This is a genomic window from Plantibacter sp. M259, from assembly GCF_006065115.1.
Lineage (GTDB): Bacteria > Actinomycetota > Actinomycetes > Actinomycetales > Microbacteriaceae > Plantibacter > Plantibacter auratus.
On record NZ_CP040750.1, the window covers coordinates 2,552,635 to 2,573,154 of the forward strand.

Genomic DNA, 20,520 nt, shown 5'->3' on the forward strand with positions numbered 1-20,520 from the left:
GACCCCGTTCTCGTGGTCGGAGGCGACCGCGGCCACCCATTCTGGAGGCCGATGGGGGTCTTGCGGCAAGCCCCGGTGCCCGGCGTACTCTGGAACTGCAGCGGCAGCGAGATGCGGCGGATGGTCGCTCAGCCTCGGGCCGGGCGACGAACCGCCTCACCTCACCGCGCCGGCTCGCCTGGCCAGGATCGCCCCGTGCGGTCGCTGATCGAGGGTCGTCCGGGTGTGCGTCTCGACGAACTCGAAGCCCGCCCGGCGCACGTGCTCGCCCAGCTCCACGACCGGCCAACGATAGGCCGTCACCACGGCATGGTCGAACGGCTCGACGGTCGGCCCCTCGAAACAGCCGATCAGCAGCTCGCCGCCAGGCCGGAGCACGCGCGCGAACTCCGCGAGCGGTGTCCTGATCGTGTCGGGACGGTGGTGGATCAGCGAGTACCACGAGAGCACTCCTCCCACTGAGCCGGTCTCCGCGTCGAGGGTGTCGAGGCTGCCGAGGCCGAACCGGGTCTCCGGGTGCTCGGCGCGGGCGTGCGCGATGAACTCGGGGACCAGATCGATGCCGCGGATGTCGAGCCCGCGCGAGGCGAGGTACGCAGTCCAGTGCCCCGGGCCGCAGCCGGCGTCCAGCGCGGGACCGGCGATCCGGTCGGCCCAGGACGTCACGAGTTGCCGGTCCGACGGGTGCACTGACGCCATCGTGCCCAGCAGCGTCGCGTACTCGGCGGACCGACGGGCATAGGCGTCTCGGACGGTGCTCATGGCTCCACCGTAGCGAGCACGCGGCTCGGTTCGACGATGGGGACGGAGGGCAGCCCTCGCGGTTTCGCACCCCAACTGTTATGGTGTTTATAAACAGATGGAGGTGCCATGGGTGTTGTGATCTCGAACAGTTCGGGAACACCGATCTACGAACAGATCGAGACCCAGTTGCGTGCGTCGATCCTCGCCGGGGAGATCCCCGTCGGGCAGACGCTCCCGTCCCTGCGGCAGTTCGCGGCGGATCTCCGGGTGAGCGTCATCACCGTCACCCGGGCCTACAACGATCTCGTCGCCGAGGGCCTGGTGCGGAGTGAGCACGGACGCGGGTTCGTCGTCCTCGATGTCGACCCCGAGACGGCGAGCACCCTCCTGCAGTCGCGGGTCGATGAGGTCATCCATGAGCTCGTCATCGCGGCTCGGCACGCGCGCCTCAGCAGGACCGACATCCAGACACGACTCGATCAGACTTGGAGTACCGATGACTGACAGCATCCTTCGCATCGACGGATTGCGCGTCCAGCGGCGATCATTCGCCGTCGACGACGTCTCCTTCGCGGTCGAACGCGGCACCGTCACGGGCCTCGTCGGACCCAACGGGGCGGGCAAGACCACCACCATCCGGGCCCTGCTGGGCCTGCTGACCCCCGACGCCGGCGACATCGAGGTCCTGGGGCAGCCTGCCGGTTCCCCGGATGCGCTCGCATGCATCGGCGTCGTCCTCGACCAGCCGACCGCGGCTCCGGAGTGGCGGGTCGCATCGATCGGTCGCCGGCTCAGCCCGTTCTACGCGGCGTGGGATCAGCAACGCTTCGAGGCGTCGCTCGACCGCCTCGGGGTGCCGCGCGAACAGCGGGTCAGCGAACTGTCCCGCGGTCAGGGTGTGAAGCTGTCGCTGTCGACGGCGCTCGCGCAGCGGCCGGAACTCCTCATCCTCGATGAGCCGTCCAGCGGCCTCGACCCGGCCTCCCGTCGCGAGATCGGGGACCTGATCCGCGAGTTCATGGTCGACCCCGAGCACGCGGTGCTCTTCTCGACGCACATCACGACGGATCTCGACGAGCTCGCCGACGACCTGCTCGTCCTCGTGAACGGCCGGGTCGCCTACGACGGACGGTTCGCGGACACCGTCGACGAGTTCGCCATGGTGCGTGGCGCGGGAGCACCGCCGTCCGGCGAGGTGCTCGGGCTCGAGCGGCGCGGGGAGCAGTGGTCCGCACTCATCCGCACGACGCGGATGGCGGACTTCGGACCGGAGACCGTGATCGACGCCGCGAGCGTCGACGACATCGTCATCCACCTGGCAGCAGCACACGGAAAGGCTTCCGCATGATCGGCTCGTTCATCCGTTTCGACCTGACGTCCTGGCTGCCCCGGCGGCAGACGCTCCTCCTCCTCGGTTTTGTCGCCGTGATCGGGATCCTGCTCCCGGTGCCGGGGATGGCCCTCATGGGCGCGGCGATCGTCACCTCGCTCATGATCGCCGCGCCGTTCCTCGGGGATGAGCGCGGGCGTCTCGACACCCTCTACGGCATCCTCCCCGTCTCGCGGTCCTCCGTCGTGGTGGGACGGGCCGGTTCCATCGTCGTCTTCGCCCTCCTCGCTTCGGCGATCGCGTTCGCCGTGACCGTGCTCATGGCCAGCGTGCGCGGTGGTTCGCTCGACTGGGGCCTGCTGCTCGTCATCCAGGCCGTCGCGGTCGCCTTCGTCGGACTGTCGGCCAGCATCCAGTTGCCCGTCCTGTTCCGGATCGGGTACACCCGCGGACGGCTGATCAGCTATGCCCCGGCGCTGGTGGTCGCGGGCCTCGCCTGGGTCGCGCAGGCGATCGGTGTGCTCGACGGCGCGCAGGAGGCCGCCGCCGGTGTCCCGCTCCCGCTCGTGGTCGGCCTCGGGCTCACGCTCGGCGCCGTCGGGATCGTCGTCGGCGTCCTCGTCGCTGTGCCGCTGTACCGCAAGCGCGAGCTCTGAGCGGCGCCGGACCCCTCCCGGGCGTTCCCGACGTCAGAGCGTCGCCAGGAACGCTCGGATGTCCTCCGCGAGGAGCTCGGGCTCCTCGTGCGGGGCGAAATGGCCGCCTCGTGGCATGGTCGTGAACCGTCGCACGTCGTAGCTCCGCTCGGCCCAGCTGCGCGGCGGGCTCGCGAGGTCGTGCGGGAAGAGCGCGACCGCGGTCGGCACCTCGACCCGATCGACACGCGTCGTGATCCCGGTCGCGGACTCGTAGTACGGGCGGAGCGAGGTGCCGATCGCGTTCGTGAACCAGTAGACGGAGGCGAGTGTCGCGAGGTAGTCGTCGCTGAAGCGGGACGAGACGTCGCCGTCGCAGTCGCTCCACGCCCGATGCTTCTCGAGGATCCACGAGAGCAGGCCGACGGGGGAGTCGGACAGCGCGGGAGCGAGCGTGAGCGGACGCGTGTGGTGCTGATGCTCGTACGCACCCTCCTCGGCGTCCCAGGCCTCGACCCGGGCGAGATGCGCCTGCTCCTCCTCGGTGAGCGTCTCGGCGTCGACCTCGAGCGGCGCGGCGACCGCGAGAAGGTGGATGCCGGCGACCGCCTCGGGGTGCGCCTGCGCAAGGCGAGAGGTGATCCCCGCCCCGAGGTCGCCTCCATGGGCGGCGTACCGGGCGAAGCCGAGGTGATCGTGCATCAGCGTGTGCCACAGCTCGTGCGTCTGATCACCGAAGGTCGGCCGTTGCGGCGAGAACGGCAGCCCGGGCAGCGCGGGCACGATGACGGTGACGGCGCTCGCCGGGTCTCCGCCGAAGTGGGACGGCGTCGCGAGGCGTCTGGCGAGTCCGACCAGTTCGAGGGCGGTGCTCGGCCACCCGTTCGTGAGGACGACGGGGATGCCGCCCGGGGCCTCGGCGTCGAACCGGAGATAGGTGATGGTGGCCCCACCGATCTCCACCCGGTGCCACGGCAGGGTGTTGATCTCCCGCTGCTGTGCCGCCCAGTCGAAGTCGTCCGCCCAGTAGGTGACGAGTCGTCTCAGCTCGTCCTGGTCGGTGCCGGCCTCCCAACCGGCGGTCGGCCAACGGTCAGGCCAGCGGGTGTCGCGGAGTCTGCGGCGGAGGTCGGCGAGGTCGTCGTCGCTGACGTCCATGACGGTCCGGCCCGCTGGCGACCGGGTCACCTGGTAGCGGCGTTCGATGCCCGCGGTCGCGCGTCCCCACGCGCTGGACCCGACGCGGGCCTGATGTGCTGCGAACGACTCGTCGTCCTCGAAGACCTCGGCGACGTCCCAGACGAGCGGGTTGTCCGTCGGCGTCACCTCGAACGACACGCACCCCGGTTCGGCGCGGGTGAGAGCGACATGCTCCGGCAGATGGGTCTCGACGATCGCCACGTCGGTCGCTGTCGCGCAGATCAACTGGCCGGTCAGGTGCACGGTGGTCATGGTCTCACCGTAGCGAGGGTCGGCCCACCGGCTGCTTCGTCCCGAGCTCCGCGCCGCGTTTCCAGAGCCATTCGACGGGGCCGAGTGCGAACCGCCGGAGCCAGAGGTGGGCGAAGCCGGTCACGAGCGCGGCGATGACGACGAACGCGGCGACGGTGACCGGGACACGCCACGGAGCGGTGAGTTCGGCGAGGCCGAAGCCCCACCCGTAGAAGATCGCGCCGCCGAGGAGGTTCTGCAGGAGATAGGCGCTGAGCGCGACCTTCCCGAGTTCGCGGAGACGCGAGGCCACCCAGCCGTCGGTGCCGAAGCGACGACAGAGCTCGACGGTGGCGCTGAGAATGCCGAGCGCCACGAGGGGCGCAGCCAGGTAGCGTTCGGCGAGGAGCCCCGCGGTGCCGCCCGCGATCCCCAGCAGCAGGTCGACCGGCAGCGCGCAGGCACCGATGATCATCAGGCGGCGTCGGAGTCGACCGCCGGTCTCACTGAAGACCCCGGCGTGGAAGAGGTGTGCGCCGGCGAGGAACATCGCGAGCGTGAGGAATCCGATCAGCACGGGCTCTGCGCGGAAGACCCCCACGTTGTCGAGCCGGAAGACCGCCAGACCGAGGAACGAGTCCGTGGCATACGGGCTCGGGCCTGCGGGAAGCGCGAGGTCGCCGGACGCCGACGGTGTCGTGGCGATGAACGCCACGATCGCGCTGATGAGGAGGACGTGCAGCACGCCGAAGACGGCGATCATGGCGCGCTGGGCGCGGGGCCTCGTGAGCAGGAGCCAGGCGACGATGGCGCCGGTGACCGCATAGCCCATGAGGACGTCGAACTCCGCGATGAGGATGTAGTTCACGGCGCCGTCGATGAGGAGCAGGGTGGCGCGCCACAGGTAGCGGCCCGGCCAGCGCTGCTCGCGTCGGCGTGCTGTGGCGTGCTGGATCGTGAGCCCCGCGCCGAACATCAGGGTCAGCAGGGCGAGGAACTTGCCCTGCGTGAGTGCCATGAGGGCGAGCTGGATCGTGCCGGCCGCAGGGCTGGTCTCCGGCGTCACCGGGGCCGAGAGCATCCCGAGCAGACCCCAGGGGTGCGAGAACACCCAGATATTCGTGCCGAGCGTGCCGAGGATGGCGAGTCCGCGGACCACGTCGAGTGCGGCGATGCGTCGGGAGGTCGGCGGTGATGGCGGCAATACGCTCGTATTGGTCATGTGAAGACCGTACCCTGTCGAGTGGGCGATGGCGAAAGCGGAGGCGATGACCGAGCAGGACACGAACAGGGATCGGATCCTCGACGCACTGCTGCGGATCATGGCGTCGCGCGGAGCCGATGCGCTGACCATCCGCACGGTCGCGAGCGAGGCCGGTGTCTCCGTCGGCGCGGTCCAGCATCACTTCCCGACGAAGGACCGACTGGTCGTCGCGGCGATGACCGAGGTCAACGAGCGGTTCCGTCGGCGCGTGGCAGCGCGGCTCGAGGCGGTGAACTCCGAGGAGGAGCGACTTCGGATCTTCTGCCGTGAGATCGCCTGCATCGAGGGCGATGACCTGACCGACGGGATCGTCTGGGTCGCCTTCGCCGCGCGGGCGAGCACGGAGACCGAGGTGCGCGCGATCCATGCCGCTGACTGGGCCCGCACTGAGGAGGTCCTCCTACGGCTGCTCGTCGCCGCGTTCCCGGATGACGGCCTGGCCGCGGACGATGCGGCGCTCCTGCTCGCGGTCCTCGACGGCATCGCGGTGGCGCGAGCGGCGGAGCAGTCGGAACGGATGACGCCGGAGCGCGCCGAACGGCTGATCGACGCGACGCTGCGGGGCCTGCGCCGAGCGGGCTGAACCTCCAGGGCCCGGCTCAGTCGGCGTCCAGTTCGAGCTCGACGAGGTAGCCGACAAGTCGTGGTTCGACCTCGCCCGGTGGTGGCGGGTCCGTCGTCTGCGCCGCTCGAGCGGCAGCCTCTGCCGCCTGCGCCGCTGCGCGTGCCGCGGCCGCCGCTGCCTCTGCCCCTGCCTGGGCGTCGGGGTGATCGATGCCGCGCGTGAGTGGGATCCGCGGTGTCTCCTCGACGACGGGCGGGCCGGGGACGGTCTCGTGGTGGGTGACGTACGCGGAGGGTCGCATCTCCGCGAACCATGGGCTGTCTGGCGGGCCGAAGAAGCGAGCCGGGGTGGAAGAGACTCCGGGCGGTAGCGGTGGTCGCTTGGTGTGGATGAGGCGCGAGGGGATCGAAACCCTCGACAGCTTCGCCAGCCTGCCTGTCAGGCGCTCCGGCGCGGGATTCTCCTCGTGGTGCATCTCAACACCGTCGATGTGAGCGGTGAGGTCCGCACCGATCGCCTCGGTCAGCCAGGTCCGCTGTCCATCGTCGACGGGCCAGACCGAGAAGGTCACCCGTTGGCCGGTTTCCAACGGCCCGCCGCAGCAGTCCCACTCCCAGGGGCTGAGCCAGAGCGTCCGCCGGGTCATCCGTGCTGACTCGGGGTTGGTGGGTCGCAGGCGCGAAACCAGCTCGATTGTGGGTGCGGTCAGGACGCGAAGGGCGATCGCGTCGCCTGGCATCGGTACGCGACCGAGCTCGCTGAGTCCCCAACTGCGGTAGATCGCTGCCGCCTCGGTCGCGCGCTCGTAGACACCGATGAAGGTCTGTGTCTCCGTCCGGTCCTGCAGCAGCGCGGCCAGGCAGCCGCGGGCGATCCCACGTCCGCGCTGGTCCTCCGCGACGGCGAGTTCGTGGACCACGACGGCGTCCGCCGGCCGCTCGAGCGCAGCCGATGCCGTACTGCTGGAGTCGGCCAGCTGCGCCAGGATGCCGAGCCAGGCCGGGTCGGCATCGAGGCCGTGGGCGAGCGCGAAGCCCACGATCCGGCCGTTGACCGTGGCGATGACGAGGCGTCCGCCACGGTGGCCGAGATGCTCCGGGCCCCACTGTCGGATGGTCGCGAGGTCGATCGCGTCCTCGTTGTACGGCTCGGCGGTGAACGCCGCGACGAACAGCTGCGTGACCTCACCCCACACGCCGTCGGGTGCAGATCCGGTGAACGAGGTGTAGCCGACCGGGCTCATCATCCAGCCAGCATAGGGAAGTGGTTGGGCATCGAGCCCGCGAAGTGAGGCAGATCGTCGCATGAGCGGCGAGCGTGCGACCGTTCGACTCAACTCAGTGCGTCAGCCCGGAGTTCCGTGCTCAGGGCGGCGCGTTCAGCTGCGTCCAGTGGGACGAGTGGATAACGGCTCGCGTCCTCGCGGAACTCATAGCCGTCGCCGGTGGCACGCGGAATGACGTGGAGGTGGGCGTGGGGGATGCCCTGGTCCGCAGCCGCGCCGTTCGACATCAGCAGATTCGTCCCTTCGACGGCTTCTCCGAAGATCTTCCGAATCGCTCGATCCGCGCGCTGCGCGACGACAGCCATCTCGGTAATCTCCTCCTGATGCAGCGCCGCGAGATCCGCCGCGTGACGTGTCGGCAGGACGAGCACATGGCCACGATTGATCGGGTGGCGGTCGAGGACAGCGATGACACCGGTTCCCCGAGCGACCACGTCGAACGTGCCCTCCGTGATGTTCGTGCAGAAGTCACAAGCGTCGTCCGCGTTCATGGAGCTGACCCTAACCGATCGTGACTTCTCACGGACGTGTGTCCGCGGTCGGCGATTGACCCGTTGCTGTGTGGACACTTCGGCGCGTTGCGGTCATGTACAGACCAGACGCACCGACAGACTGCGAGGGACGACATGGACGATGACCAGCTGACCGAACTGCTCCGCGAGAGCGGTCCGCCCACCCGGGTGCCCTTGGCGCTGGCCGACCACCGTCGACGCATCGTGACTGCTGGATCGCGCGCGAGGACCATGCGTCGGCGGAACTGGTTCGTCGGCAGTTCCGTGGTGATCGTCCTACTCGCCGGTGGGGGAGCTGCCACCGCTGGATCCGATCTGGTCACGCCGTGGGGGTGGACCGCCGAGAACACCTTCGCGCGAGTGGACGATCGAGGAGCCTCGTGTTACGCCGGCGTGCGGGTCGAACCCGAAGGAGTGGCTGACGACGCACCGATCATGATCGCCGCGCGGGAGATCGCCTCCGGTATCTCGCTCGATGACCTGGACACCTCGGCCGCCGAGCGTCGCATCGTCGCCGAGAACGCCGATGCTACGGGCGATGGGCCTCGCGCTATCGGCCCGAGTCAGCTCCGGCGAGAAGCGCTTGATGCGGTGGTTGCGGAGACCGTGTTCGAAGGCCTCCGGGAGCAGGGCTTTCCGACAGATCCTGTGCCGGTGAGCGTCTACATTCGCGAGCGTTGTGGAGCCGGCGAATGAGGTTGACGAATGTGGAGGTCGAGCAGCGGCTGGCCGCCAACGATGCCGATCTCCTTCGCTATCTGCAGCGACGCCTCGTCGACCGGGAGGACGCAGCTGATGCCTTCTCGGAGGTACTCCTCGTTGCGTGGAAGCAGCGTCGCAAGATGCCCGTCGATCACGAGCAGGCTCGGATGTGGTTGTTCGGGATCGCCCGCAACGTCTTGCGATCGACACGGCGGGCTGGAGCCAGACGAACGGCCGCCACACAGCTGTTGATCGACGCGACACTGACCGATAGGACGGCGCCCGACGAGGCATCCGCGGTGCGCGACGCGATCGCCAGCTTGCCTGAAGAGCAGGCGGAACTCATCAGACTGACCTACTGGGATGGGTTCAGTTCGATCGAGGCCGGGGAGATGCTCGGCATCTCAGCCTCGGCCGTTCGCTCGCGCCTCGTCGGAGCACGCTTTGCGGTGCGCGCACTCCTCGCAGGTGACCCCTCGACGCACGGCGCTGGCCGGGGCAGCTTCACCACGTGATCGTCAGACGGATATGGGGTCATCCCGCTTCCGCAGAGTCGGTCGAGCGCCTGAGAATCGGGAGGTGCCCCTGAACTTCGTCGCCATCGACTTCGAGACCGCCAACTTCGATCGCGCATCCGTCTGCGCGGTCGGCCTGACCAAAGTCGTCGACGATCGAGTGGTCGCAACCGACTCCTGGTTCGTGCGACCGCCGACCGGCTTCGACTTCACGAACACCTACCTGCACGGCATCGGACCCGCCCACGTGGCATCGGCGCCGTCGTGGACTGAGACGCTGCAACGCATCGCCGGGGTGACGGCCGGAGTGCCGCTGGTCGCATACAGCCCGTTCGACAAGGGCGTCTACAACGCGGCCAACACGCTCACGGGCAGCACTCCCAGCGGATTCGACTTCCTCGATGCGCTCGCCGTCGTCAGGCACCACTGTCAGTTGCCCAGTCACCGGCTGCCCCTCGTCGTCGCCCACTTCGGGTTGCCGGACTTCGACCACCACGAGGCCGGCGCCGACTCGCTCGCGTGTGCACTCATCACGCTGCGCATCGCGGAGGAACGCGGTGCGAGTTCGCTCGAGGAGCTGTGGTCCTCCATCCCGACGCGCCCACGCACCAGAGCGGCCCGTTCGTACACGAAACAGGCCGACTTGCCCCAAGCCAGCCTCGAGGCGGATCCGGGTCATCCGCTCTTCGGCGAGGTTGTCTGCTTCTCGGGTGACCTCGACAGCTACACCAGGCCGGAAGCGCAGAAGATCGTGGCATCGTTCGGGGCGACCGTCTCCGCAAACGTGACGAAGAAGACGTCTCTGGTCGTCATGGGCGGCTTCGATCCGGCGACGCTTCGTCCCGGGACGAAGCTCAGCACGAAGATCCAACGGGCACAGGAGCTGGCAGCCGGCGGTCAGTCCGTGGAGATCGTCACCGAGCAGACGTTCCTCGAGATCCTGAGCGTCTGAGGACGTGTTCATTCGCCCATGTTCGGGCGAGCGAACACAGCGTCGCCCAAAGATGGGCGAATGAACTGAGGCCTAGAGCGTGTTGCCGAGCTTGAAGCCCTGGGCCTCGTCGCCCTTGCGGGTGTAGGAGAAGCCGTCGGCACCGATGGTGACCTCGAGCTCGGAGTCGTCGGTCCTGGAGACCACCGGCTTCGGCTCGCCGTCGAGGTCGAGCACGAGCGACGCGTCCGTGTACCAACTCGGCACGACGGCGTTGCCCCACCAGTCGCGCCGCTGGTTGTCGTGCACGTCCCACGTGACCACCGGGTTGTCGGGGTCGCCCGTGTAGTAGTCCTGGGTGTAGATCTCGATCCGGTGGCCGTCGGGGTCGCGGATGTACAGGTAGAACGCGTTCGAGACGCCGTGCCGGCCGGGGCCGCGCTCGATGACGTCCGACATCCGCAGCGCGCCGAGCTTGTCGCAGATCGCGATGATGTTGTGCTTCTCGTGCGTCGCGAACGCCACGTGGTGCATGCGCGGTCCGTCGCCACCCGTCATCGCGGTGTCGTGCACCGTCGGCTTCCGGCGCATCCAGGCCGCGTACGTCGTCCCGGCCTCGTCCTGGATGTCCTCCGTGACACGGAACCCGAGGTCCTCCATGTACGCGACCGCGCGCGGCACGTCGGGCGTGACCTGGTTGAAGTGGTCGAGCCGCACGAGCGCGCCCGGTGTGTACAGGTCGTAGCGCCAGGCCAACCGCTCGACGTGCTCCACGTCGTAGAAGAACTCGACGGGGAACCCGAGCGGATCCTCGACGCGCACCGAGTCGCCAATGCCTTTCACGTATCCTTCGGCACGACGCTCCACCCGGCACCCGAGCTCCGTGTAGAAGGCGACCGCGCGGTCGAGGTCCTCGGGGCTCCGCACCCGGTAGCTGAACGCCGCGACCGCTGCGACCGGCCCCTGCCGCAGCACGAGGTTGTGGTGGATGAACTCCTCGAAGCTCCGCAGGTAGACGGTCGTCTCGTCCTCCTCCGTGACCACGAGGTCGAGGACGTCGACGTAGAATTTCCGGCTCGCGGCGAGATCCGTGACGACGATCTCCATGTACGCGCAGCGGAGGATGTCGGGCGGGGTGGCGGCGGGCGTCGGGATGCGGTTCACCGGCACGGGGATCGGGTCGGCGGCGGTCACGACGGGCTCGGCCGACGACGGGGTGATGGGGTTCGACATGATCTGCGTCCTTGCTGATCTCGGTTGCTGGGTGGAGGTCGACCGGGAGCGGTCAGTGCGCGGCCTGCAGCGGCCCGCCGGTCCCGAAGCGTGGGGAATGCGCCTGGTTCAGCGTGATGTGCACCGCCTGCTGGTCGGTGTAGAAGTCGATCGAGCGGTAGCCGCCCTCGTGCCCGAGCCCCGAGGCCTTCACCCCGCCGAACGGCGTGCGGAGGTCGCGCACGTTGTTCGAGTTCAGCCACACCATCCCGGCCTGCACGTTCTGGGAGAAGGAGTGGGCCCGCTTGAGGTCGTTCGTCCAGATGTACGCGGCGAGCCCGTACTTCGTGTCGTTCGCGAGCGCGAGCGCCTCCGCGTCGGAGTCGAACGGGGTGATGGCCACGACCGGCCCGAAGATCTCCTCCTGGAAGATGCGGGCGCTCGGCGGGACGTCGGCGAAGACCGTCGGCGCGACGTAGTTGCCGGTCGGGAACCCCTCGGGGCGACCGCCACCGGCGACGAGGCGGCCCTCGGTCTTACCGATCTCGACGTAGCCCATGACCTTCTCGTAGTGCTCCGGGTGCACGAGCGCGCCGACCTCGGTGGCCGGGTCGTTCGGATGACCGACGACGATGTTGCGGGCCCGCTCGGCGTAGCGCTCGACGAAGTCGTCGTAGACACTCCGCTCGACGAGGATGCGGCTGCCGGCGGTGCAGCGCTCACCGTTCAACGAGAACACCCCGAACACCGTCGCGTCGAGGGCGTCGTCGAGGTCGGCGTCGGCGAACACGACGGCCGGTGACTTGCCGCCGAGCTCCATCGAGAGTCCCTTCAGGAACGGCGCGGCGTTCGCAAAGATGAGCTGACCGGTGCTGCTCTCGCCGGTGAACGAGATGAGCGGCACGTCCGGGTGCTTCACGAGGGCGTCGCCGGCGTCCTCACCGAGTCCGTTCACGAGGTTGAACACGCCGTCGGGCACGCCGGCGTCGCGGAAGATGTCTGCCCACAGGCTTGCCGAGAGCGGGGTGAACTCCGCCGGCTTCAGGACGACCGTGTTGCCGGTCGCGAGGGCCGGAGCGAGCTTCCAGCTCTCGAGCATGAACGGCGTGTTCCACGGCGTGATGAGCCCCGCGACACCGATGGGCTTGCGGTTGACGTAGTTGAGCTGCCGCCCGGGCACCTTGTAGGTGTCGTCGTGCTGGGCGACGATCAGGTCGGCGAAGAACCGGAAGTTCTCAGCGGCCCGCTTCGCCTGACCGAGCGCCTGCGTGATCGGCAGTCCGGTGTCGAAGCTCTCCAGCTCCGCGAGGCGGGCGTCCTGCGCTTCGACGGCGTCGGCGACCCGGTGCAGGATCCGGCTGCGTTCGCGCGGGAGGAGCCGCGGCCACGGACCCTCGTCGAATGCGCGCTTCGCTGCGGCGACGGCGAGGTCGATGTCTGCCTGCTTGCCGGCGGCGGCCTGGACGTAGGTCTCGTTCGACACCGGGTCGAGGACGTCGAAGGTGTCGCCGTCGACCGAGTCGACGAACGCGCCGTCGATGTAGTGCCGGATACGGTCGGGCAACGCTGCCGGAACGTGCTGGGTCATGAGTGGTTCCTCCGGTCGGTGGTGGACGGCGGTGACGACGGCGGGCGGGCCGTCGTGGGCGGCTGGTGCTCCGCCTGGTACGCGAGCATGGCGTCGAGCGTCGCGGTGCGGTGGTCGCGGGCGGCGATCTCGATCTCGAGCGGCTGCGCGCCGGCGGCGATGAGTTCGAGGATGCCGTCGTGTTCGGCGACCGACTCCCGTGCACGGCCGGGCACGAAGCTGAACGTCGAATCGCGGAGCGCGTTCAGCCGTCGCCAGCCGCGGTGGACGAGGTCGAGGACGTGCGGGTTCGGGCACTCCTCGAAGAGGACGGTGTGGAACTCCAGGTTCAGCGCCGTGAACGCGTGCGGGTCGAAGTCGTCGAGGGTGCGGCGCATCCGCTCGTTGATCTCGCCGGCGCGGGCCAGATGGTCGTCGGTGAGGTAAGCGGCGCTCATCGAGGTCGCTGCTCCCTCGACGAGGGCGAGCGTCTGCATCGTGAAGAGGTACTCGGTCTCGTGCAGCATCGCGACCTGCGCGCCGACGTTGCGCTCGAACGTCACGAGCCCCTCGGCCTCCAGCCGCCGGATCGCCTCGCGCACCGGGACGACGCTGATGTCGAGCTCACCGGCGATCTGGCCGAGCACCAGCCGGTACCCGGGGACGAAGCGACCCTCGTCGATGGCCTCGCGGATGAACCGGTAGGCGCGCTCGGACTTGCTGAGCGACGCCTCCTGCCCGGTGGTCGGGTGCGGTCCGCTCATCGTCCCTGCTCGCTCTCGTATCGCGCCCGCCACTCGGCGTTCAGCGGAAAGAGGCCGTCGACGGCGGCACCGCCACGGACCTGCTCGGCGATCCACGCGTCCTCCGCCTCCTGCACGACCGCCTCCGCGGCGACCTCGGCGGCGAGCGCCCGGGGGATCGCGATGACGCCGTCGCCGTCCCCGACGATCACGTCGCCGGGCAGGACCGTCGCTCCGCCGCAGGTGATCGCGACATCGGTCTCCCACGGCACATGGCGGCGCCCGAGGACGGACGGATGCGGACCCTGCGAGAAGGTCGGCAGGTCGAACGCCGCGACCTGCTCGGCATCGCGGATGCCGCCGTCGGTGACGACCCCGGCCGCTCCCCGCTGCTGTGCCCGAAGCGCGAGGACGTCGCCGACGGTGCCCGTGCCGCGCTCGCCGCGTGCCTCGATCACGATGACCTCGCCGGACTCGACGGTGTCGAAGATGCGCTTCTGCGCGTTGAAGCCGTTGCCGCGCTCGGCGAAGAGGTCGGGCCGGTAGGCGACGAAGCGGAGGGTGCGGGCCACGCCGACCATGCGCGTGCCCGGTCGCGAGGCTTGGACGCCCTCGATGAAGACCTCGGTGTACCCGCGGGCCCGGAGCTTGGCGCTGAGCGTCGCCGTCGAGACCGAGGCGAGATGCTCGGCGACCGCGGGGTCGAGCGGTTCGGCGGGCGATGCAGCGGTGGGAGGCTCAGCCGGTGCGGGCAGACCCGCCGCCGCAGCGTCCCCCCAGGCCTCGATCCGCTGATGGTCGTCGACGGCCGGCTTGGCGCCGAACCCGCCGAAGGGTTCGGTGCCCTCGACGACCGTCGTCACGAGTCGACCGCTGGTCGGGGTGCCGGGTGCGGTCGGTGCGTCGACCTCGACCTCGACGACGTCGCCGGGCACGACGACGGAGGAGCCGGCGGGTGTCCCGGTCAGGATGACGTCGCCGGGCTCGAGCGTCGAGAGCTGCGAGAGGTCGGCGATGAGTTGGGCGAAGGGGAAGAGCAGCGTGTCGCTCGTGTCGTCCTGGGCCACGACACCGTTGACCCAGGTGCGCACGCGGAGGGCGGCCGGATCGATCTGCTCGACGGGGATGACGGACGGGCCGAGGGGCGTGTAGCCGTCGCCGCCCTTCGAGCGCACGTTCGACCCCTTGTCGGCACTGCGGAGGTCGTAGAGTCCGAAGTCGTTCGCCGCGGTGACGCCCGAGACGTGCTGCCAGGCGTCCTTGACGCGGACGCGGCGGGCCGCGGACCCGATGATGATCGCGATCTCGCCCTCGAAGGCCAGCAGTTCCGCGCCGGCCGGGCGCTCGACGGTGCCGCCCGTGCCAGAGACGGAGGACCACGGCTTGAGGAAGTACGAGGGGTGCTCCGGCGTGCGGCCGCGCTGGGCGGCCCGTGACGGGTAGTTGAGGTGGACGGCGATGATCTTGCCGCCCCCGCTGTTGGGGAGGCCTTCGATGCCCTGGTGGCTGCTCATCACACGTCCTCGTTGTTGGTATCCAGAATCGTATACGATCTGGACGCGGTCGGAAAGGGTCAGTACCCGTCGCTGCGGGTCGCGTCGCTCCGGCCGTCGATGAAGCGCTCCGCCAACTGCTCGGATGCGCGGGCGAGGAGTGACACGTCCGCACCGACGAGGACGAAGGACGCCCCGTGGTCGAGGTAGTGCTCGGCCATGACGGGGTCGAAGGCGTTCACGCCGGCCGGCTTCCCCGCGGCGGCGGCGGCATCGAGCACCCGCTCGACAGCACTGACCACGGTGGGGTGCCCCTGCTGGCCGAGCAGTCCGAGCGACGCTGAGAGGTCGGCCGGACCGACGAACACCGCGTCCACGCCGTCGACCGCGAGGATCTCGTCCGCCTGCTCCACGGCCTCCGCCGACTCGATCTGCACCGTGAGCGACACCGAATCGTTCGCCTGCGCGAGGTAGTCGTCGACCCGGTTCCAGCGGGAGGACCTCGCGAGCGCGCTACCGACCCCGCGGACGCCCTGCGGCGGGTACCGCACGGCCTGGACGAGTGCCACCGCCTCCTCGGCCGACGACACCATGGGCACGATGAGGTTCTGTGCCCCGAGGTCGAGCACCTGCTTGATGACGACCGCGTCGCCGAACGGCACCCGCACCAGCGGACACACCGGGAATGCGGCAACCACCTGCAGCTGCAGCTGGATGCTCTCCAGGGTGTTCGCCGAGTGTTCGCCGTCGATGAGGAGCAGGTCGAGCCCGCTGCCCGCCGCGATCTCCGCCGCGATCGGGCTGCCAGACACCACCCACATCCCGACGAGGGGACGGTCCGCGGTGCGCAGGCGCTCGCCGAAGGTCGGCGGCAGGGTCATTCGAATCGGCATGTCACGGCTCCCAGTCCCTGATATTCGGCGTGGACGGTGTCGCCCCGCTCGACCCACATCGGTCTCGTGAACGAGCCCGACAGGATGATCTCCCCGGCGGCGAGGCTCCCGCCGTGCTGGGCGAGCTTGTTCGCGAGCCACGCGACGCCGAGTGCCGGGTGCCCGAGGACGGCGCCGGCGACGCCCGACTCCTCGATGGTCTGGTTGCGGTAGAGCAGGGCCGAGACCCAGCGCGGGTCGATCGCGTCGGGGCGGACGGGCGTTCCGCCGAGCACCATGGCGCCGAGCGCCGCGTTGTCGGCGATGGTGTCGACGATCGTGCGACCGTCGAGTTCGATGTGCGAGTTGAGGACCTCGAGCGCGGGCACGATGTGGTCGGTCGCGTCGAGCACCTCGAAGATCGTGCAGTGCGGACCCTGCAACGGTCGGCCGAGGACGAAGGCCAGCTCGACCTCCACGCGGACGTTGGAGAAGGCGTCGAAGTCGAGCGTCGCACCCGAATCGAAGACCTGGTCGTCGAGGATGACGCCGTAGTCGGGTTCGGTGATCCCGGTGGCCTGCTGCATCGCCTTCGAGGTGAGGCCGATCTTGTGACCGACGACGCGCCGACCGGCGGCGATGCGGCGTTCGGCCCACAGCGCCTGCACGGCGTAGGAGTCCTCGATGGTCATGTCGGGGTGCCGGGCGGTGAGGAGGGGGATGACGCTCCGCTCCTTGTGCGCCGCCGCCAACTCGTCGGCGATCGCCTGTCGTTCGTGATCCTGCATCGCGTCCCGTCCTCATCTGCATCGACTGCGGCTTGCGATCACGATACGGTGCGTCGTCATCGACTGCCTCTTGCGCGGTGACCACGATTGTATACGATGTGGTGTACATTCTGGCGGTCCAATGACGGGCCGCGACGGACAAAGGGGTCTCGAGACAATGACAACCGCATCTCTGGCGCGAGCGACGACGCCCGCGGAACTCCGGCGCGTGGCCTTCGCCACCGTCATCGGCACCACGGTCGAGTGGTACGACTTCTTCCTCTACGCGAGCGCCGCTGGACTCGTCTTCTCGCAGCTCTTCTTCCAACCGGCAGGACCGCAGGCCGCGCTGTTGCTGTCGTTCGCGACCGTCGGTGTGAGCTTCCTGTTCCGGCCGCTCGGCGCGTTCGTCGCCGGGCACTTCGGCGACCGCATCGGCCGGAAGAAGATGCTCGTCATCACCCTCTTCCTCATGGGCGCCGCCACGACGCTCATCGGTCTGCTGCCGACGTACGACCAGATCGGGATCATCGCCCCGGCACTGCTCGTGTTCCTCCGCATCCTGCAGGGGTTGTCGACCGGTGGGGAGTGGGGCGGCGCCGTCCTCATGGCGGTCGAGCACGCTCCCACCGGCCGCCGGGGCCGGTTCGGTGCGTTCCCGCAGATCGGCGTCCCGATCGGACTGCTCCTCGCCTCGGGCATGCTCGCCCTCATGACGGGCGTGATCTCGCCCGGCGCGGCGTTCCTCGAGTGGGGCTGGCGGATCCCGTTCCTGCTGAGCTTCGTCCTGATCATCGTCGGATACGTCGTGCGCCGGAAGGTCGACGAGAGCCCGGTCTTCGTGGCCCTCGCCCGGAACAAGGAGCGTCGCCGGGTCCCGATCGTCGAGCTGTTCCGCCACCACTGGTTGCTCGTGCTGCTCGCGGCGCTCACCTTCGCCGGCAACAACGCCGCCGGCTACATGACCACGGGCGGCTACATCCAGAACTACGCGACGACGCCGCTCGCCGACGGAGGCCTCGTGGGTATGGAGCGGACACCGGTCCTGCTCGCGGTGACCGGGTCGGCCATCGTCTGGCTCATCGTCACGTGGTTCGCGGGCTCGCTCTCCGACCGGATCGGTCGACGCAACACCTACATCATCGGCTGGGTCGCGTTCCTGGCCACCGTCTTCGTGCTCTTCCCGCTCGTGAACACCGGCAACCCGTGGTTGTTGTTCCTCGGGCTCGCGCTGTTCACGATCGGCAACGGCTTCACCTACGGGCCGCAGGCGGCGTACTTCGCCGAGCTGTTCCCAGCCTCGATCCGGTACACGGGTGTGTCGGTCACCTACGCGATCGGCGCCATCCTCGGCGGCGCGTTCGCTCCGACGATCGCGACCTGGCTGGTGCAGGTCACGGGGTCGTCGACGAGTGTCGCGTTCTACATCGCCGGCATGATCGTCATCGCCTTCGCGGCGACCCTCCTCCTGCGTGACCGCACGGGCATCCCGCTCGGTGGCGAGGCGGAGGACGAGCAGAGCCGTGGTCAGGTCTACGGCGCGCGGAGGTAGCCGCGGTCAGACGGACGACGCGATGGTCGCGGCCCCCTCGATGAGGCGGGACGCGATCTCGGTTTCGGGGCGGCTGCTGGAGACGTAGACGACCGCGAGGGCGGCTGCCGGCGAGCCGTGCGCGGCGAGCGGTACGGCGACGGCGCGGAGGCCGGTGATGACCTCGTCGTGGCTCGACGCCCAGCCCTGTTCACGGACCACCGTCAGCTCGGCGCGGTGGTCGTCGTCGAGGGCGTCCGGCCACTGCGACGCAGGCAGCCGGGACGCGATCGCCTTGCCAGGAGCGCCGACGCCGACCGGGTGCCGGGTTCCGGGCCGCTGCGCGATCGACCCCATCGTGTGCCGTGGCTCGACGCTGACGAGGGTGACGATCTCATCGCCGTCCAGCACGGTGATGAAGCAGGTCATGCCGAGCTCGTTCGCGATGGCCGTCAGCTCGGGCAGGGCGGCGGCCTGCAGATCGTGGGAGACGCCGGCGGCGAGGGCCGCCAGGCGCGATCCGAGTGCGATCCGTCCCGCACCGTCGCGGACGACCAGGCGGTGGTCTTCGAGCGTCCGCAGCAGCCGGTAGGTGACGCTGCGGTGCAGCCCGAGTGTCGCGCTCAGGGCGTCGATCGTGAGCGGGGTGCGCGCGTCGGCCAGGACCTCGAGGATCCGGATGCCGCGCGAGAGCGTCTGGGAGTGGGCGCTGCTGGCATCGGTCACGACTCGACCCTATCGACGAGCCCCCTGAGTCGCCCGGATCGGTGCGATTCTTCGTCGAAACCGTGCAGCGTCGGGCGACTCAATGGGTGATCGGGTAGGCGACGAAGGCGAACCGAGAGCTGTCGGGTGCCCAGCTGTTCACGTTGAGGGTGCCCTGCCCGCCGAACAGCGGGTAGCGGCGGAGCGGGGTCGCCCAGTCGTCGGTCGAGACGAGCCGGACCTCGACGTCGAGGTCGGCGGGGTGTCCGATCGTGCCGGCAGGGAAGGCGATGTACGAGGCCAGTCGGGCGTCGGGCGAGAGGTGCGGGAACCAGTCGACGCTGTCGCTCTTGACGAGCTGTTCGAGCTCGCCGCCGCCGTCGGGGATCCGTGCGAGCTGCGCATGGCCGGGGGCCGTGCCGAAGTGTTCCGTGTTGCAGAGCAGCCACCGGCCGTCGGGCGACCACTCCGGGCCGTCGAGGTGGCCATCGCCCGTGTCGAGGACGGTGACGGGACCGCCGCCCTCGACCGCCGGAGCGATCGCGAGTCGACCGGGGTGCTCGAAGCCTTCGAGCTCGACGTACGCGATCCGCGTGCCGTCCGGGGAGACGCCGTGGAGGAAGTGCCACCGGTCGTCGTCGGCCGTGAGCTTCGTGACCGGCCCGCCGGTGAGCGCGCCGCGGTAGATGTGACCGTCCATCGCCGAGAGGAGGATGTGCTCGCCGTCGGGGTCGAGGACGTGATCGTTGTTGAGCTCCGGGAGGCCGTGGAACTCGATCGGCGTGAGCCCTGCGGTCGGGTCGTCGACCGCGAGCGCCCAGAGCCGCCCGTTGCCGTTGAGGTACAGCGTCCGGCCGTCGACTGACCAGTTCGGCGCTTCGACGAGGAGCTCGTCGGTCTCGAAGAGGAGGACGGGCGCATCATCGTACGGCCCGCCGAGCAGGACGCTGGAACGCTGGCCGGGGCGAGGGCGCGGAAGGTCATGCGCCCATCGTCCTCCAGTCCGTCGTGATCCGGGAGGATCGTTCCTCCCGGATCACGATCCGACGACTACTTGACGAGCGCGAACCCGGCGGTCCAGGAGATCTTCTCCGACGCCGCCAGCGTGAGCTGCAGGAAGCCGATCGCCTCGAGTTCGTGAGCGCGCTTGAGGGATCCGGCGTCGACGGCCTCGAGGCCACCGGCGGTCACGAGCTGCTGGAGTGTGGCCTTGGCGTCGGCGTCGTCACCGGCGATGAGGACCGTGGTGGCCGCGTCGCCGACCTGCTTCGATGCGAGGGTCGCGGCGAAGTTCGTGTTGAAGGCCTTGAGGACGTGGGAGCTCGGGAGCTTCGCCTGCAGTTCCGCTGCAGCCGAGCTGCCGGCGGGGACGGTGAGGGCGTCGAAGGTCGAGAAGTCGAGGGGGTTGGTGATGTCGACGACGACCTTGCCCGCGAGTTGGTCGGCGTACTGCTCGACGATCGTCGCGAGGGCCGGGTAGGGGACCGCAAGGACGACGATGTCGCCGGTGATCGTGCCGGTCTCGGCCGACCCGAGGTGGTCGACGGACGCGCCGCTTGCTGCGAGGACACCGGCGATGGCGCTGCCCATGTTGCCGGTTCCGAAGATGGTGACGTTCGTCATGACGATGCTCCTTCTCGTGGCCGCCTGGTCACGGGTCGATTGGTTGTTGGTACAACTAACGTAACACCGGTTAGTTGTAGGCGCAACTATTGC

At 69.3% G+C, this 20,520-nt stretch carries 23 protein-coding genes; 9 read left to right on the forward strand and 14 right to left on the reverse strand.

The window, feature by feature from the left end:
* Positions 1–156: 156 nt before the first annotated feature.
* Positions 157–762 carry a class I SAM-dependent methyltransferase gene (locus tag FGL15_RS11940; protein ID WP_138946204.1) on the reverse strand — a complete coding sequence of 202 codons (606 nt, stop codon included), beginning with the start codon at positions 760–762 and terminating at the stop codon, positions 157–159.
* A gap of 108 nt (positions 763–870) precedes the next feature.
* Between FGL15_RS11940 and FGL15_RS11945 the strand changes: the two genes are divergently transcribed.
* Genes FGL15_RS11945 through FGL15_RS11955 form a run of 3 tightly spaced genes read left to right on the forward strand, consistent with a single transcriptional unit; the run spans position 871 to position 2,730 of the window.
* Positions 871–1,248, forward strand: coding sequence for a GntR family transcriptional regulator (locus tag FGL15_RS11945; RefSeq protein ID WP_138946205.1), 378 nt, complete (start codon positions 871–873; stop codon positions 1,246–1,248).
* Positions 1,241–2,092, forward strand: a complete 852-nt coding sequence (locus tag FGL15_RS11950) for an ABC transporter ATP-binding protein (protein ID WP_168223387.1) — start codon at positions 1,241–1,243, stop codon at positions 2,090–2,092. The genes FGL15_RS11945 and FGL15_RS11950 overlap by 8 nt, the downstream gene beginning before the upstream one ends.
* The gene (locus FGL15_RS11955) at positions 2,089–2,730 is read left to right on the forward strand and encodes an ABC-2 transporter permease (RefSeq protein WP_138946207.1); all 642 of its coding nucleotides are present in this window, start codon (positions 2,089–2,091) and stop codon (positions 2,728–2,730) included. The genes FGL15_RS11950 and FGL15_RS11955 overlap by 4 nt, the downstream gene beginning before the upstream one ends.
* A gap of 33 nt (positions 2,731–2,763) precedes the next feature.
* Here the strand turns inward: FGL15_RS11955 and FGL15_RS11960 are convergent, their stop codons facing one another.
* Together FGL15_RS11960 and FGL15_RS11965 are read right to left on the reverse strand one after the other, a co-directional pair.
* On the reverse strand, positions 2,764–4,161 hold the full coding sequence (locus FGL15_RS11960) for an alpha/beta fold hydrolase (protein WP_138946208.1): 1,398 nt from the start codon (positions 4,159–4,161) through the stop codon (positions 2,764–2,766).
* Positions 4,162–4,165: 4 nt separating this feature from the next.
* Positions 4,166–5,362 carry a DUF418 domain-containing protein gene (locus FGL15_RS11965; protein WP_138946209.1) on the reverse strand — a complete coding sequence of 399 codons (1,197 nt, stop codon included), beginning with the start codon at positions 5,360–5,362 and terminating at the stop codon, positions 4,166–4,168.
* Positions 5,363–5,408: 46 nt separating this feature from the next.
* Between FGL15_RS11965 and FGL15_RS11970 the strand changes: the two genes are divergently transcribed.
* Entirely contained in the window at positions 5,409–5,987 is a 579-nt protein-coding gene (locus FGL15_RS11970) for a TetR/AcrR family transcriptional regulator (RefSeq protein ID WP_168223388.1), read from the forward strand.
* A gap of 16 nt (positions 5,988–6,003) precedes the next feature.
* Here the strand turns inward: FGL15_RS11970 and FGL15_RS11975 are convergent, their stop codons facing one another.
* Positions 6,004–7,215 (reverse strand): GNAT family N-acetyltransferase, encoded by a 1,212-nt coding sequence (locus tag FGL15_RS11975; RefSeq protein WP_168223389.1) that lies wholly within the window; start codon positions 7,213–7,215, stop codon positions 6,004–6,006.
* A gap of 86 nt (positions 7,216–7,301) precedes the next feature.
* The gene (locus tag FGL15_RS11980) at positions 7,302–7,745 is read right to left on the reverse strand and encodes an HIT family protein (protein WP_138946212.1); all 444 of its coding nucleotides are present in this window, start codon (positions 7,743–7,745) and stop codon (positions 7,302–7,304) included.
* Positions 7,746–8,180: 435 nt separating this feature from the next.
* Here FGL15_RS11980 and FGL15_RS11985 point away from each other — a divergent pair, with 435 nt between their 5' ends.
* The 3 genes from FGL15_RS11985 (at position 8,181) to FGL15_RS11995 (ending at position 9,935) form a co-directional block, all read left to right on the forward strand.
* Entirely contained in the window at positions 8,181–8,462 is a 282-nt protein-coding gene (locus FGL15_RS11985) for a hypothetical protein (RefSeq protein ID WP_138946213.1), read from the forward strand.
* Positions 8,463–8,473: 11 nt separating this feature from the next.
* Entirely contained in the window at positions 8,474–8,983 is a 510-nt protein-coding gene (locus tag FGL15_RS11990) for an RNA polymerase sigma factor (protein ID WP_168223390.1), read from the forward strand.
* Positions 8,984–9,047: 64 nt separating this feature from the next.
* The gene (locus FGL15_RS11995; RefSeq protein ID WP_168223391.1) at positions 9,048–9,935 is read left to right on the forward strand and encodes an exonuclease domain-containing protein; all 888 of its coding nucleotides are present in this window, start codon (positions 9,048–9,050) and stop codon (positions 9,933–9,935) included.
* Positions 9,936–10,007: 72 nt separating this feature from the next.
* Here the strand turns inward: FGL15_RS11995 and hpaD are convergent, their stop codons facing one another.
* From hpaD to FGL15_RS12025, 6 genes are read right to left on the reverse strand one after another with little or no spacing between them, the layout of a single operon-like run.
* Positions 10,008–11,147: a 3,4-dihydroxyphenylacetate 2,3-dioxygenase gene (gene hpaD / locus FGL15_RS12000; protein WP_138946216.1), complete on the reverse strand. Its 1,140-nt coding sequence runs from the start codon at positions 11,145–11,147 to the stop codon at positions 10,008–10,010.
* 52 nt (positions 11,148–11,199) lie between these two features.
* Positions 11,200–12,714, reverse strand: a complete 1,515-nt coding sequence (hpaE, locus tag FGL15_RS12005; protein WP_138946217.1) for a 5-carboxymethyl-2-hydroxymuconate semialdehyde dehydrogenase — start codon at positions 12,712–12,714, stop codon at positions 11,200–11,202.
* On the reverse strand, positions 12,711–13,457 hold the full coding sequence (locus FGL15_RS12010; protein ID WP_138946218.1) for a GntR family transcriptional regulator: 747 nt from the start codon (positions 13,455–13,457) through the stop codon (positions 12,711–12,713). The genes hpaE and FGL15_RS12010 overlap by 4 nt, the downstream gene beginning before the upstream one ends.
* Positions 13,454–14,950, reverse strand: a complete 1,497-nt coding sequence (locus FGL15_RS12015) for a fumarylacetoacetate hydrolase family protein (protein WP_138946219.1) — start codon at positions 14,948–14,950, stop codon at positions 13,454–13,456. The genes FGL15_RS12010 and FGL15_RS12015 overlap by 4 nt, the downstream gene beginning before the upstream one ends.
* Positions 14,951–15,009: 59 nt before the next feature.
* Positions 15,010–15,822 (reverse strand): HpcH/HpaI aldolase/citrate lyase family protein, encoded by an 813-nt coding sequence (locus FGL15_RS12020; RefSeq protein ID WP_138946220.1) that lies wholly within the window; start codon positions 15,820–15,822, stop codon positions 15,010–15,012.
* Entirely contained in the window at positions 15,807–16,589 is a 783-nt protein-coding gene (locus FGL15_RS12025) for a 2-keto-4-pentenoate hydratase (protein WP_138946221.1), read from the reverse strand. Before FGL15_RS12025 ends, FGL15_RS12020 begins: the two co-directional genes overlap by 16 nt.
* Before the next feature lie 157 nt (positions 16,590–16,746).
* Between FGL15_RS12025 and FGL15_RS12030 the strand changes: the two genes are divergently transcribed.
* Positions 16,747–18,120 carry an MFS transporter gene (locus FGL15_RS12030; RefSeq protein WP_138946222.1) on the forward strand — a complete coding sequence of 458 codons (1,374 nt, stop codon included), beginning with the start codon at positions 16,747–16,749 and terminating at the stop codon, positions 18,118–18,120.
* A 6-nt stretch (positions 18,121–18,126) separates the two neighbouring features.
* Here the strand turns inward: FGL15_RS12030 and FGL15_RS12035 are convergent, their stop codons facing one another.
* Together FGL15_RS12035 and FGL15_RS12040 are read right to left on the reverse strand one after the other, a co-directional pair.
* A complete protein-coding gene (locus FGL15_RS12035) occupies positions 18,127–18,825 on the reverse strand; it encodes an IclR family transcriptional regulator (RefSeq protein WP_138946223.1) in 699 nt (232 codons plus the stop codon).
* Between the two features lie 79 nt (positions 18,826–18,904).
* Positions 18,905–19,504, reverse strand: coding sequence for a hypothetical protein (locus tag FGL15_RS12040; protein ID WP_240773523.1), 600 nt, complete (start codon positions 19,502–19,504; stop codon positions 18,905–18,907).
* Between FGL15_RS12040 and FGL15_RS20965 the strand changes: the two genes are divergently transcribed.
* Positions 19,493–19,669, forward strand: coding sequence for a hypothetical protein (locus tag FGL15_RS20965; RefSeq protein WP_240773524.1), 177 nt, complete (start codon positions 19,493–19,495; stop codon positions 19,667–19,669). The genes FGL15_RS12040 and FGL15_RS20965 overlap by 12 nt on opposite strands.
* Before the next feature lie 185 nt (positions 19,670–19,854).
* Here FGL15_RS20965 and FGL15_RS12045 read toward each other — a convergent pair whose 3' ends face one another.
* Positions 19,855–20,427, reverse strand: a complete 573-nt coding sequence (locus FGL15_RS12045) for an NADPH-dependent F420 reductase (protein ID WP_138946225.1) — start codon at positions 20,425–20,427, stop codon at positions 19,855–19,857.
* Positions 20,428–20,520: the final 93 nt, after the last annotated feature.